Raw genomic sequence first — 13,387 nt, forward strand, 5'->3', positions numbered from 1 at the left:
TACGGCTGGGATCAAGGAAGAGCCGGCTGGAAGCCAGCGGTCCCGGAAATCACCGCTTGAACAGGCGGGCATCCGTCGGCGTGGGATCGCTGGGCAGCTGGGCCGCGCGGTGGCAGGCCTTGGCCTCCTCGATGAGCTGGTCGAGCAAGGCTGTGAACAGCACCGGCTTGGCCGCGGCCTCCCAGAGGAAATAGCCGAAGGAACCCGGGCAGGGATTGACCTCGTTGAGCCAGACTTCCCCGGTCCGTTCATTGGACAGGAAGTCGATCCGCGGCGCGCCAGTGCCGTTCACGGCATCGAAGGCCTCGCTCGCCCATTGCCGGATGGTGTTCTCCATGGCGGCCGGCAGTTCAGGATTGATGTCGCGCGTCAGCGACAGCATGCCCTGGCTCGAGGCGCCCGGCTGCTTGCCGCCGCCGGTCTTCTTGGAGCCGCCGGACATGTATTTGGTCTTGAAATCGAGCAGGTCAGTCTCGCGCTTGGGACGCTCGATGGCCGAGGTGACGATCTCGCCCTTCTCCCGGCGCACCGCGACGTTGTATTCGACCAGATTCTCGACGAAAGGCTCGATGATCGCGTGGGTGTCGAACTTGAAGATGCCGGGCAGCACCTGGCGCACGGTGTCGACGTCCTCGGCCCGGGCGACACCGATCGAGGAGCCCAGATGCGCCGGCTTGACGATCACAGGGAAGCTGATGTTCTTGAGGGCGGCTTCCAGGCCCGCCTTCTCGGGCACCAGGCCGGTCGCAGGGCGCGAGACCACCACGTCGGGCAGCATGCCGATACCGCGCCCGGCAAAGGCCCGCTTGGTGATGGCCTTGTCCATCAGGACGGCCGAAGCCAGGGTGCGCGCGCCGGTATAGGGCACGTTGGCCGTCTCGAACACGCCCTGCATCTGGCCGTCCTCGCCGATATTGCCATGGAAGGCGAGCAGGGCGACGTCGAACTCGATCGGCACCGGCTTCTTGGCGAAAAGTCCCGTCTTGCCGCGCGGAATCAGCAGCCCCTTGCCGGCCGACAAATCGAGGTCGACCCGCGTCAGCGCGCGCCGGGCCTCTTCGTCAGGAATGTAATTGGCACGGTTGCGCAGGGCATCGCCGGTGAACCAGGCACCATCCCCCGCGACATAGACGGGAAAACCTTCATATTTCGAGCTGTCGAGCGCGTTGAGCGCCTGCAGGCCTGAAACGATGGAGACGTCATGCTCCGGCGAGCGCCCACCGAACAGTACCGCGACGCGCGTTTTCGACATTGTGTTTCCTCATAGCGTTTTGCGATTTGGGTGAACCACCACGAATCGCAAAGACGCGTTCGAACCAAAGAGAGGGAGCAAAAGTGCATTTCCGCTTAAACGCGCTTTGCTCCGGAAATTGAACCGAATCGTTGGCCCGAAAATAAGATGCCGCACGCGGCGAGGCAAATTGGGATCCTGTTGCCGTTCCATGGAAATTCCGTGGCCATGTCGGCGGTAACGGGATCTTGGATGCGCGGACTTGCCACGAAGCGCGCCATGAAGCACTTTGCGCGGCGATGGAGGCCCGCCACGATCGAATTCCGGTCGTGACATTCATGGAATGAACGCGCTTGCTCTACGGCTCGGCAGACGCTTCAGCGGAGGAACGATGTCGAATACCCTGTCCCAGATTCCATTGTTCCAGGCGTTGGACGAAGCCACGATCAAGGCCTTCGACGGCCGGGTGCGTTGGGCCAAGTTCGAGGAGAACGAGCTGGTCGTCGACTATGACGACAATTCCAACGACGTCTATTTCCTGATCTCCGGCAAGGTGCGCGTGCTCTACCGCACCATCACCGGCAAGGAAGTGATCCTGGCCGAGCTCGGGGGCGGCCAGTTCTTCGGAGAATTGTCGGCCATCGACGGCGTCGGGCGCTCGGCCAATGTGACCGCACTCAACCGTTCGCAGATGTGCATCATCTCCGGCCCGGTGTTCATGGAGCTGCTCACCGAGAACGCCTCTGTCTGCAAGCAGATCCTGCAACTGCTCGCCAGCCGCGTGCGCGCGCTCAACACCAAGCTCGCCGAGCACTCCTTCCTGCAGACCAAGCACCGGCTCTATGCCGAGCTCATCCGCCTGTCCCAGCCCCGCGCGAGCCATCCCGGACAGCGCGTGCTTTCACCGCCCCCCTTCCACCACGACCTCGCCGCCCGTATCGGCTGCCGCCGCGAGGCGGTGTCGCGCGAGCTTTCGGCGCTGGAGAAGGAAGGCTTGGTCAGCAAAACCCGCGGCGCCCTCGCCTTGGTCAATCCGGAAGAACTGAACAAGCGGATTTCGGCAGCGCTGGCGGACTGACCGGGGGGCGGGTTTTCAGACCCGCCTTGCTCACTCGGTGGACACGGCGATTCCAGGCGGGTCTGAAGACCCGCCCCCCGTGGGGTGCCACCTGGGCCTGAAGCCGTTGCGGAGCGCTGCGACACTCGCTGGCGGCGTCAATATCCGTGCTGGCCGATCCTGCCATTGGGCCTCTTCCCAGCCCTCGGGAGACCAACGCAACACTTTGCCTTCGCGACGTGTGAAGGCGTCTTCGCCATCGGCCCAGACGGCGCCGTCTGGGAGGCCTCGTGTTTCTGCTACCTGATGGTCGTTGAGGCGCTCGACATGGAGAATACGGTCCATGCCTCCAGCAGTCCGGTCTTCGCTCGGAAATGCCGCCTGATAGGCCTTCGCATCAGCACGGCGACACTCGAAACAGGGGCGATGGCCAGCGGCAAGGGCCGTCACTTCATCCAGGAAGAACAACTCGGTGTAACCACTTCCTGCCGCCATTACCGATCGCCGCCAACCTTTGAAGCTGAGTTCGCAACATATCCAAGCCCTGGATGCCCAACGTCGACGCCCCAGTCGCTGATGATCATCATGGAGACGCCCACCACGATTACCCATCATTGTTCCACGCGCCGCTAAAGCGACGATATCTCCGAAAGGTGTCACTCGGTTCTGTAAGGGATGGCTCATGGCTTGGCGTTCCCCTCGGCATCGAAGGTCGCGAGATAGGCGATGACATCATCCACCGTCGCCTCGTCGCGGATGCCGGCGAAGGTCATCTTGGTACCGGGAACGGCGGCGGAAGGACGGGTGAGGAAGAGGCGCAGGGACGCTTCGTCCCAGGTCTTGCCCGAGGCCTTCATCGCTTGCGAATAGACATAGTCCGGCGCGGAGGCCGCCGGCCGGCCGACGATGCCGTTGAGTTGCGGCCCCACGACGTTCTTGGCGCCTTCGCCGACCCGGTGGCAGGCCGCGCAGCGGGCAAAACCGGCCTTGCCCTTCACGGCATCGCCGGCGAAGGCAGGCGATGCCAGAAGGAGAAGGGCGAGGGTCGCTGGGATCGTAGGCTTCCAGCCTGCTCTTGAAAATACCGAGCCTGCAGAGAGGGAAGAGCAGGCTGGAAGCCTGCGATCCCAGGAAGATATCGTCATTTCGCCAGCGCCTGCTCGCGGATCCGGGTGATCGTGGTCATTGGCGTGATCGCTTCCGGGTCCATGCGGCAATGCAGGATGGCCGGCTTGCCGGACGCCAGCGCCCGCTCGAAGGCCGGCCCGAATTCGGCGGCCGTCGTCACCGTCTCGCCATGCCCGCCAAAGGCGACGGCATAGGCGGCGAAATCCGGGTTCTTGAGCTTCGTCGCCGAGATGCGCCCCGGGAATTCGCGCTCCTGATGCATGCGGATGGTGCCGTACATGCCGTTGTCGACCACGACCACGATGATCGGCAGATCATACTGCACGGCGGTGGCGAATTCCTGGCCGTTCATCATGAAGCAGCCGTCACCGGCGAAGCAGACCACGGTCTTGGAACGGTCGAGTGCCTTGGCGGCCACGGCAGCCGGCATGCCATAGCCCATCGAGCCTGATGTCGGCGCGAGCTGCGTACCATAGCGGCGAAAGCGCAGATAGCGCTGCACCCAGATGGCGTAGTTGCCGGCGCCGTTGCAGATCACCGCGTCCTCGGGCAAGCGGTCGCGCAGCCAGAGCAGGGCCTCGCCATATTGGAACGTGCCGGGAATCGGTTTGGGCTCGTCGGTCCAGTCATGGAAGTCCCGGTTCGCCTGGCGCGTCTCGGCCGACCAGGGCAAGCTGCCGGACGGCTGCAGACCATCGAGGGCCGAGGCGAAGGCCTGAGCCGTGGCGTGGATCGCAAGGGTGGGCTGATAGACCCGCCCCAGTTCCTCGGCACCGGCATGGATGTGGACGAGTTTCTGGCGTGGGGTGGGAATGTCCACCAGCGAATAGGAGGAGGACGGCATTTCAGAAAGACGCCCGCCCGCCAGGATCAGGAGGTCGGCCTCCTTGATGCGCTGGGCCAGCTTGGGATTGGGCCCGATGCCGACATCGCCGGCATAATTGGGATGGTCGGCCGGAAACAGCATCTGGCGCCGGAACGAGGTGCCGACAGGCAGGTCGAAGCGCTCGGCGAAACGAACCAGGCTCGTCACCGCCTCATCAGACCAGCCCGAGCCGCCGACGATCAGCAGGGGCTTCCTGGCCTCGCCCAGCAGAGCTTCGAGGCGGGCCATCTCATCGCGGCCCGGCCAGGTCTGCGCCGGCTCGACATAGGCGGCATCGGCAACCGTGGCCGTTTCGACCAGCATGTCCTCCGGCAAGGCGACCACCACCGGCCCCGGACGGCCCTGCATGGCGACGCGGAAAGCGCGGGTCACCAGTTCGGGAATGCGTTCTGCCTTGTCGATCTCCACCACCCATTTGGCCATCGAGCCGAAGAAAGCCTTGTAGTCGACCTCCTGGAAAGCCTCGCGCTCGCGCATGCCGGTCTCGATCTGGCCGATGAAGAGAATCATCGGCGTGGAATCCTGCATGGCGATATGGACGCCATGGGAGGCATTGGTAGCGCCGGGCCCGCGCGTGACCATGCAGATGCCGGGCCGACCAGTAAGCTTGCCGACGGCTTCGGCCATCATCGCCGCGCCGCCTTCCTGGCGGCAGACGGTGACGTTGATCGGGGCATCATGCAGGGCATCGAGCACGGCAAGATAGGATTCGCCCGGCACGCAGAAGACCTGTTCGACGCCCTGCGCCACCAGCGCATCGACGATCAGGCGGCCACCATTGCGCGAAACTGACTCGGATTTGGGCTCTGTTTGGGACACCGGCATGGGCATTGGCACTCTTGGATGGGTCGCGTCTGTCATACGCCGAGGATCCGCTTGGTGGAACCGCCATTCTTCCGGGCAGCCTCGGCATCTTGCCATCGGCACCGGCGTCCTTGCGAAAGGTGCGCCTTGGAACCGTCGATCCCCGCGACCTCTTGCCGCGCAGCTTGCGGGACATTACATGCAGCTCATGTTGTCGCCCGAACCCCTCAAGTTGCTTGCTTTCGATGGAGAGGACCTGGAGGTCATCTCCACCCATCTGCAGGATGCGGCCGTCGCGCCGGCAGAGATTGCCTGGTTGCCGCGTGAGAAGCGCTTCGCCCTGGTGATGGATCGCTATGACTGGTGCGGCGCCCAGAGCGGCGAACGCACGAGGCGCCGCTCGGGCCTGCATTTCGAGCGGGTTCTCGGGGTCAAGCACTCGCATTTCGAGCAGAACGCCAGCCAGAAGGCGGTGTTGCTGTCGATCTCCTTCGAGGTGAGCGACGATCCGGCGGGGCTGGTGACGCTTTATTTCGAGGGTGGCAGTGCCATTCGCCTCGAAGTGGAGTGCCTGGAAGCAGCGATGTCCGATCTCGGCCCGGCCTGGCCCTGCGGCTCCCCGCCACCCGCCCGGGTGTGAAGCTGGAGATTGCTACCGCATTGCATTCTCCCCTCAGCGCAAGTACTCACGCTTGCGCTGCTCCTCACCTTACCTCTCCCCGTAGGGACGGGGCGAGGGGACTTCAACGTCGAGTTCAATTCAAGAAGCTTTCATCTCGCCAGACGGTTGGGCGAGATGAAAGCTTTGAGAATCAGGCATGACGCTTGCGCCTCCTCGCCCCGTCCCTACGGGGAGAGGTGAGGTGAAGGGCAGCGTGACCTCTCAAGCAAAGCGCCTCGTTTCACGACTGTCCGCCGCACAAGGAAATGCCATGCCGGTTCGGCTCCACAGCACCCAGGCCGATTTCGCCGACGCCTTCGCCGCCCTCCTCGCCACCAAGCGCGAGATCTCGGAGGATGTCGATGCCTCCGTGCGCGCCATCATCGAGGATGTGGTGGCGCGCGGCGATGCGGCGGTGATCGACTACACCGCCCGCTTCGACCGCCTGACGCTCACGCCCGAGACCATGCGCGTCACCGCGGCGGAGATCGAGGCGGCGCAGGCCCAATGCGATGCCGGCGCGCTGGAGGCACTCGCATTGGCCGCCAGCCGCATCCGCGCCTATCACGAGCGCCAAAAGCCTGTGGACACGCTGTTCAAGGATGCCATCGGCGTGGAACTCGGCTGGCGCTGGACGGCGATCGAGGCCGTCGGCCTCTACGTGCCGGGCGGCACGGCGGCCTACCCCTCCTCCGTCCTGATGAACGCCATTCCGGCCAAGGTCGCCGGCTGCCCCCGCCTGGTGATGGTGGTGCCGAGCCCGGGCGGCGTCCTCAATCCGCTGGTGCTGGCGGCCGCCAAGCTCGCCGAAGTCGACGAAGTCTATCGCATCGGCGGCGCGCAGGCCGTCGCGGCCCTCGCCTATGGTACCCGAACCCTCGCGCCGGTCGCCAAGATCACCGGGCCGGGTAACGCCTATGTCGCTGCCGCCAAGCGCCGCGTCTTCGGCCATGTCGGCATCGACATGATCGCCGGCCCTTCGGAAGTGCTGGTGATCGCCGACGACAGCGCCAATCCCGCTTGGATCGCCGCCGACCTGCTGGCCCAAGCCGAACATGACAGTGCCTCCCAGTCGATCCTGATCACCGACAGCGCCGCCCTGGCCGCTCAGGTGGAACATGAAGTGGAGGCCCAGCTCGCCACCCTGCCCCGCGCCGAGATTGCCGGAGCCAGCTGGCGCGACTATGGCGCCGTCATTACCCTGGCCTCGCTGGCCGAGGCCCCGCCACTGGCAGACCGCCTCGCTGCGGAGCATCTGGAGATCATCACCCGGGATGCCGAGGCTCTGGCGGCGCGTATCCGCAATGCCGGCGCCATTTTCCTTGGGCCGCACACGCCCGAGGCGATCGGCGACTATGTCGGCGGCTCCAATCACGTGCTGCCGACGGCCCGCTCGGCCAAGTTCTCCTCGGGCCTGGGCGTGCTCGACTTCATGAAGCGTACCTCCATCCTCAAATGCGGGCCCGAGCAGCTTGCAGCTATAGGTCCGGCGGCGATCGCGCTCGGCGAGGCGGAGGGCCTTGCCGCCCATGCCCGTTCGGTCTCGATCCGCAGCAACCGGCTTTAAGGCGCAAAAGCACGGAGTGGCGACCTCCCAACTCCATCAAGCGATGGAACGAGGTCGACACTCCCCGATATGAAGCAACGTTCCGTTTCAACGAGCTTTGCTCTATGAGAGCCGAGGCAGAGTCTCTCGATGTCGCCTGCGGATAGGCAACATCGAGAAACTCTGCAGGTGTTTGAGATGTTGCAGATTCTCCTTGATCGAGCCCCCGGCTCAATCAAGGAGAATCTGCTTAGGCACCATGCTATGAGATGCCATGGACAATGAGGAATTCAGCCCCACCTGCCGGTTGATCGCCGTTCATCTCGATGAGCGCAGCATCGGGCGCGGCAGCCAGGATCAAGAACATGAGCGGCGGGTCGCCGCCTATGACCTCATCGAGGAGAATGTGTTCTCGCCGGTCGGCTATGATGCCGGCCCCTACGGACTGCATATATCCCTGCAGGATGGCCGCCTGGTCCTGGACATCCGCGATGCCGACAGCCAACCGGTGGTGGTGCATATCCTCTCGCTTACGCCGCTCAGGCGCGTGGTACGCGACTATTTCACCATCTGCGACAGCTATTACGCGGCCATCCGCAGCGCCACGCCCTCCCAGATCGAGACGATCGACATGGCCCGCCGCGGCCTGCACAATGAGGGTTCGGAAATCCTGCGCGAAAGGCTGGCCGGCAAGATCGGGCTCGATCTATCCACCGCCAGGCGGCTGTTCACCCTCGTCTCTGCGCTCTACTGGAAAGGCTGAGGCGTGAAGGAGGGCCGCCGTCCACAGTCGGTCCTGTTCGCCTGCGCGCACAATGTCGTCCGCTCGCCCATGGCGGAGGCGATCGGGCGCTATTATTTCGGTCGCTCCATCTTTTTCGGCTCGGCGGGCGTGCGCCCGGGCGAGCCGGATCCTTTCGTCGCCGCCGCGCTGGACGAGATCGGCATTTCGCTCGGCAAGCACCGTCCCCAGAGCTTCGAGGATCTGGAAGAACTGGAAGGACTGAACTTTGACCTGATCATCACCCTCGCCCCACAGGCCCACCACAAGGCGCTCGACCTCACGCGCACCCTGGCGGCCGACGTCGAATATTGGCCGACGCCCGACCCCAGCCTCGTCAGCGGCAACCGCGAGCAGAAGCTCGACGCCTACCGCGCCCTGCGTGAAAGCCTGATCGACAAGATCACCGAGAGACTGGGTTGAGACCGCTACTGCCATACCGACGTCGGCCTGTTCCGGCGGATACAGTCCGAAGACGGCGAACATCTTTCTCTCCAGGCCGTGTATCCTGTATAAGCCGCGTTGCGATTTTTCAGCTCCGCCTCTATCGTGCGCGGCAATGAACCGGAGGATTTGATGCGCGTTCTGCGTTCCCTTGCCCTTGCCGCCCTGTCGGCCGTGACCCTGACGAGTTGTTCGATGTTCGGCTCGGTGCCGCCGAACAATGTGCCGCCGACTCTGCCCAAGCCCATGGACAGCAAGGCCTCCCGTCCCTTCCCGATGAACCGCACCTTTGCGGCAATCTCCTACAAGGATCAGACCTTCAAGGACGACCGGCCGACCATCCTGGTCTCGGACAGTTATCGCGGCACGGGCTTCTCGGCCTGTAACAACTGGTCAGCCACCATCATTCCGCGCGCCGATCAGCGCATGGCCATCGGCCCGGTGGCAATCAGCAAGCGCAAATGCGCCGACCGCCTGATGCACAACGAGCAGGTCTTCCTGTTCGTGATGCGCACCTCGACCGACTGGTCCTATGATGGCTACACGCTGACCCTGCGTGGCCCCTATGGCGAGATGAAATTCCAGCCGGCAGCGTAAGAACAGGCTTCGGGTAGAATTGAAAAGGCCGGTCCGCAAGAGACCGGCCTTTTTGCGTTGCGATGGAAGCAACGTTACCTCATGCCACAGCCGTGGGTTCGGAATGAGTCATCCTGCCGCTGGTATCCAGCGACGCCTCGAAGGCCCGCAGACGTTTGTGGATGGACAGTAATTCGACGATGGTCGTCCACGAATTCACCAGAAACTGGAAGGAATTGGCGACACTGTTGAAGGCACCGGCGATTTGCTGATAAAGGCCAAGCGTAAGGGCGCCAGCCGCAAAAGACGGAATCATCAGGAAGATCCCAAAGACATTGTCGGCCTGCAGATAAAGTGACCTCGCCGTATTGAAATAGGTGTAGTGCAGATAGATCCTGAAATAGTTCTTCCTTACATTGGCGAACAATTCCCGAACCGTAATGGGCCCAGCCCGGTCGACGTGATCCTCGCCATAGACCAGTTCCTTACGATAGGCCGCTTCCACCTTCTGATTGAGGAATTGCAGCCCCGGCAGCTTGATGCCGATCACGCTCAGTAGCACCGTCCCGAACACGGCCCATAGGATCGCCGCCACGACCAGGGGTTGGGGGATGACACCGACCACCGGCAAGGCAACGATATGCCGCGACAGGGACGACAGGAGTGGCAGGAATGCCACCAGCGTCATCACGGAACTCACCAGGGAAATACCGAGCGATTCAACGATGGTGGAGAACCGCATCGTGTCCTCTTGGACACGCTGGGCAGCGCCCTCGATGGAACGCAGCCTGGTCCAATTGTCCATGTAGAAATCGTTCATCGCCGTGCGCCACCTGAAGACATAGTGGTTCGTCACGAACGAGGTGAGCACAAAGGCAGCAACGGCAACCAATGCGATAACGAGGAATGTCAATAATCCAAGATACAATTCGGACGCGGATACGGAGTTTGGCGCAGAAAGCGCCTTCTGGATGAGATTGAAATAGGGTCCCCTCCAATTATTGATCACAACGCTGACCTGGACGCCGAAATAAGTCACGAAGATCAGAAAACCGGATACGAGAATAGACCAGTTCTGCCAGCGGTGCGGGCTTAAAACGGCCCAAAATCCATAGAAGACGACCAGAAACACGGTGAAATAGATATAGAACCAAAGAAAGGAATTGGTCCAGAAATAGGACAGGTCGACCACGTCGCCATCGCCCTCGCTGGCAGGCAGTCCAATATATTGGCCCCACCCTCTCGCACCTCCATACCAGAGCAGTATTGCGGCAAGCAGCCAGAGGCAGGCCGTCAAAAAGAAGACCTTTGGTTTTGGGAAGAAGGAGGTGAACACCTAGAGAGTTCCTTTGTGTGCGAGCGCAATGGCGCCCTTGTGGTTCTTGCACCAGCAACCTGACTTATGGCGCTGCTCATCTGTCATGTCATGGGACGGAAGGAAGCCAGATGAAGCAGTCGAATTCTTCGGGCCAAGACGGCGCCTGGGCCTTAAAGCGAGAAGGAAAAGACATCGTCATCGTGCCCCGAACTCCGCCAGCGGACGTTCTTCGACATGCGCAGCCTTCTCATCGGGTACGACCGCCAGACGGCGATCATGCAATCCGGCAAGCGAGGAGCGGTGTCCGATCGAAACGATCGTGGTATCGGGCAAGGCTTGACGAAGCAGGCCGTAGAGCTCGGTCTCGCTTTTTTCGTCGAGCGCGGAGGTCGCCTCGTCCAGCAGCAGCCAGGCAGGCCGGCGCAGGATAGCGCGCGCCAAAGCGATGCGCTGCTTTTCCCCGCCTGAGAGGGCATTGTCCCATTTGTCGTCGGCGTCGAGGCGATCGGCGAGTTCGCCGAGGCCGACCTGCTCCAGCACGTCGTGGTACTGTTTCTCCTCGAAGGCCTCCTCGCCGAGAGGATAGGCAAGCGCAGCACGCAACGATCCGAGCGGGAAATAGGGCTGCTGCGGCAGGAGCATGACGTCGTCCGTCTGTGGCAGCGCAATGGTGCCCCTGCCATAAGGCCAGATGCCGGCAATGGCACGGAACAAGGTGGTCTTGCCGGAGCCCGACGGCCCGGTCACCAGCGTACGTACCCCCTTGGGCAAGCTGAAGTCCGCCTTGTCCAGAAGGATCGCGCCGTTCGGCAGGGCAACGTCGACATCCCGGCCATCGATGGCCGTTTGCCCCGTTTGCGGCAAGGCATGCACGCCGTCATCGCGAGCTGCGTTGGCCTTGGCGATGGCGGAGTCGAAGCCGGTGAGACGATCGATTGTTGCCTTGTAGGCCGCCAGCGTGGCGTACGACGTCACGAAGAAGGAGAAGGCGGGAATGATGTTGCCGAAAGCGTCGGCGGTCTGCATCAGCGTGCCCGACTTCATGCTCTCATTGGCGAAATAAGCGGGTGCGAGCAGGAAAAACGGCAGGACGAGGTTGAACTGGCCATAGGCGAAGGTGAGCGAACCGAGTTTGATCTGCCTCACCAGCAGGGCGAAGCGCATGCCGTAGACGGCCGCAAAGCGGGCCAGCAAGCCCTTCTTCTCGACGTCCTCACCATGCAAGAGCGCGATCTGCTCGTCATTCTCACGCACACGCACGAGATTGTAGCGGAAATCGGCTTCGAGCTTCTGGACCCTGAAGTTGATCGGCACCAAAGGACGGCCGATGAGGTGCGAGAGATAGGTGAAGAGCACGGCCCAGGCCAGGAGCATCCACACCAGATAGCCGGGGATCTTGCTGAGGTCGAAGCCACCAAGCTGGTAGGGAAACTCGGCCGAGATGCCCCATAATATGCTGACGAAAGCATAGATGCTGAGGAGCTGCGAGAAGATACCGGTATAATTGTCGTAGGAAGACAGCGTAAAGTCACGGACGTCTTCGGCGATGCGCTGGTCGGGGTTGTCGGTCTTGTTGCCGGCCAGCGATAACCGGTAGTGAACCTTGTCCGACAGCCAATCATTGACATAGCGCTGCGACAGCCAATTGCGCCAGCGCAACACGGCATAGCCGTTGACATAGGAATCGAGCACGCCCCGAAGCACCCAGAAGGTGGCGAGGCTGCCGAACACCCCCATTTCCGTCCAGAAGGCCGCTGCCGCCTTGTCCTGAATCGCGGTGTAGAAACGATTCTGCCAGAAATTGAACAGGACGTTCAGATAGACCAGCAACACGTTGATGACGACGACGAAGCCGAGCAGACCAAGGGCCACCGTCCGCTCGCGCATCGGCCACTTGCCGAGAAAACCCAGATTGAGCTCAGTCCGGTCCTCAGCTTCGAAATAGGGATTGACGAGATCGACGATGCGGCGAAGCACCGGCACGAAATAGATCAGGTAATGCAGCAAAGCGAGAATGCTGGCGACAATGGCAGCGTTGGCGGGCGGCAGAAGGGCCTGGATCCCTTCCGGCAGCCAACCGGCCTCGTTCAAGGCCGTGACGGCACCCAGAATGAGAAAGGCGAAGGCAAACAGCCCCACCAGGAAGCGCAGAACTGTCGGAATGCGGGCGGCAAGGAACAAGACGGCCGTGAGCACGAGGGAGGCCAAGGGCAGATACAGGGGCACCGGGCCGATGATGGAACCTGCGGCAAAACCGATCGTGGAAACAGCACTAAGACCCGCGAGGAGTCGGATCATGAAGACGGCCTTTCGGAGATACGCCATTGGCCAGGCGAGGAATCCATTGCCTTCGACCATGCGGAATTAAGGTTAATACAACCCTCTCGTCCGCCCCCAAGCGACAGGATATTGAGCATCCTTTGCCGGCCATCACAAATGATCAAATGGTAAGGTGGTTCAGCACTTCGTGAAGTACCCGCTTCGGCACACGAGGCTGCGGCCAATAAAAAAGACGCGCCGGAGCGCGCCTCTGAATGGGATTGGGTGAGAGGACTTTCCGGTCATGCGCCCCGGACAGGCTCTCCATTCTTGTTATCGTCGATGGCCTTCACGCGAACCGGTAACCCCTCCGCCTGAAGATGCTTGTCGGGGTTACACAGCCTTGAGATTGCCGGCTGCCGCCTTGCCCGTCTTGCGATCCGTCAGGATCTCGTAACCGATCTTCTGGCCTTCACGCAGTTCGGGCAGACCGGCACGCTCGACGGCGGTGATGTGCACGAACACGTCGCGGCCACCGTCATCGGGCTGAATAAAGCCGTAACCCTTCTGGGTGTTGAACCATTTTACGGTTCCCGTGCTCATAGATAGTCCTTTACTTCGTTCCAAAGCATGGACGTCCCACGGAAATCCGTGCTCCGCCCGGTTTTGCGAAATTTGGGGAGGGTGTCCTGAACG

General features: G+C 62.2%; 12 protein-coding genes. 6 read left to right on the top strand and 6 right to left on the bottom strand.

Going from position 1 to position 13,387, the window contains the following annotated elements; translation table 11 throughout:
* Positions 1-49 precede the first annotated feature (49 nt).
* Positions 50-1,252 (bottom strand): hypothetical protein, encoded by a 1,203-nt coding sequence (locus tag ACTJKX_RS34465; RefSeq protein ID WP_311942654.1) that lies wholly within the window; start codon positions 1,250-1,252, stop codon positions 50-52.
* 370 nt (positions 1,253-1,622) lie between these two features.
* On the opposite strand from ACTJKX_RS34465, the gene ACTJKX_RS34470 reads away from it, so the two are divergent.
* Positions 1,623-2,309 carry a Crp/Fnr family transcriptional regulator gene (locus ACTJKX_RS34470; protein WP_367625148.1) on the top strand — a complete coding sequence of 229 codons (687 nt, stop codon included), beginning with the start codon at positions 1,623-1,625 and terminating at the stop codon, positions 2,307-2,309.
* 659 nt (positions 2,310-2,968) lie between these two features.
* Here the strand turns inward: ACTJKX_RS34470 and ACTJKX_RS34475 are convergent.
* Positions 2,969-3,433, bottom strand: a complete 465-nt coding sequence (locus ACTJKX_RS34475; protein ID WP_440728076.1) for a c-type cytochrome — start codon at positions 3,431-3,433, stop codon at positions 2,969-2,971.
* Positions 3,430-5,127 (bottom strand): thiamine pyrophosphate-binding protein, encoded by a 1,698-nt coding sequence (locus ACTJKX_RS34480; RefSeq protein ID WP_367625151.1) that lies wholly within the window; start codon positions 5,125-5,127, stop codon positions 3,430-3,432. The genes ACTJKX_RS34475 and ACTJKX_RS34480 overlap by 4 nt, the downstream gene beginning before the upstream one ends.
* A 178-nt stretch (positions 5,128-5,305) precedes the next feature.
* On the opposite strand from ACTJKX_RS34480, the gene ACTJKX_RS34485 reads away from it, so the two are divergent.
* The 5 genes from ACTJKX_RS34485 (at position 5,306) to ACTJKX_RS34505 (ending at position 9,135) form a co-directional block, all read left to right on the top strand.
* Complete coding sequence (locus ACTJKX_RS34485) at positions 5,306-5,746, top strand: DUF2948 family protein (protein WP_367625152.1); 441 nt, start codon at positions 5,306-5,308, stop codon at positions 5,744-5,746.
* 292 nt (positions 5,747-6,038) lie between these two features.
* Entirely contained in the window at positions 6,039-7,334 is a 1,296-nt protein-coding gene (gene hisD / locus ACTJKX_RS34490) for a histidinol dehydrogenase (RefSeq protein ID WP_440728077.1), read from the top strand.
* 253 nt (positions 7,335-7,587) lie between these two features.
* Positions 7,588-8,076, top strand: a complete 489-nt coding sequence (locus tag ACTJKX_RS34495; protein ID WP_311942671.1) for a UPF0262 family protein — start codon at positions 7,588-7,590, stop codon at positions 8,074-8,076.
* Positions 8,077-8,079: 3 nt separating this feature from the next.
* Complete coding sequence (locus ACTJKX_RS34500) at positions 8,080-8,517, top strand: arsenate-mycothiol transferase ArsC (RefSeq protein ID WP_311942674.1); 438 nt, start codon at positions 8,080-8,082, stop codon at positions 8,515-8,517.
* Between the two features lie 153 nt (positions 8,518-8,670).
* Positions 8,671-9,135 (top strand): META domain-containing protein, encoded by a 465-nt coding sequence (locus tag ACTJKX_RS34505; RefSeq protein ID WP_068286751.1) that lies wholly within the window; start codon positions 8,671-8,673, stop codon positions 9,133-9,135.
* 79 nt (positions 9,136-9,214) lie between these two features.
* Here ACTJKX_RS34505 and sbmA read toward each other — a convergent pair whose 3' ends face one another.
* The 3 genes from sbmA to ACTJKX_RS34520 all read right to left on the bottom strand — a co-directional run bounded on the left by sbmA (position 9,215) and on the right by ACTJKX_RS34520 (position 13,294).
* A complete protein-coding gene (gene sbmA, locus ACTJKX_RS34510; protein WP_440728078.1) occupies positions 9,215-10,450 on the bottom strand; it encodes a peptide antibiotic transporter SbmA in 1,236 nt (411 codons plus the stop codon).
* 177 nt (positions 10,451-10,627) lie between these two features.
* Positions 10,628-12,730 carry an ABC transporter ATP-binding protein/permease gene (locus ACTJKX_RS34515; protein ID WP_394310632.1) on the bottom strand — a complete coding sequence of 701 codons (2,103 nt, stop codon included), beginning with the start codon at positions 12,728-12,730 and terminating at the stop codon, positions 10,628-10,630.
* Positions 12,731-13,084: 354 nt separating this feature from the next.
* On the bottom strand, positions 13,085-13,294 hold the full coding sequence (locus ACTJKX_RS34520; RefSeq protein ID WP_068286760.1) for a cold-shock protein: 210 nt from the start codon (positions 13,292-13,294) through the stop codon (positions 13,085-13,087).
* Between the last annotated feature and the right edge of the window lie 93 nt (positions 13,295-13,387).

The organism is Labrys sp. 22185 (assembly GCF_052045555.1).
GTDB lineage: Bacteria > Pseudomonadota > Alphaproteobacteria > Rhizobiales > Labraceae > Labrys > Labrys neptuniae.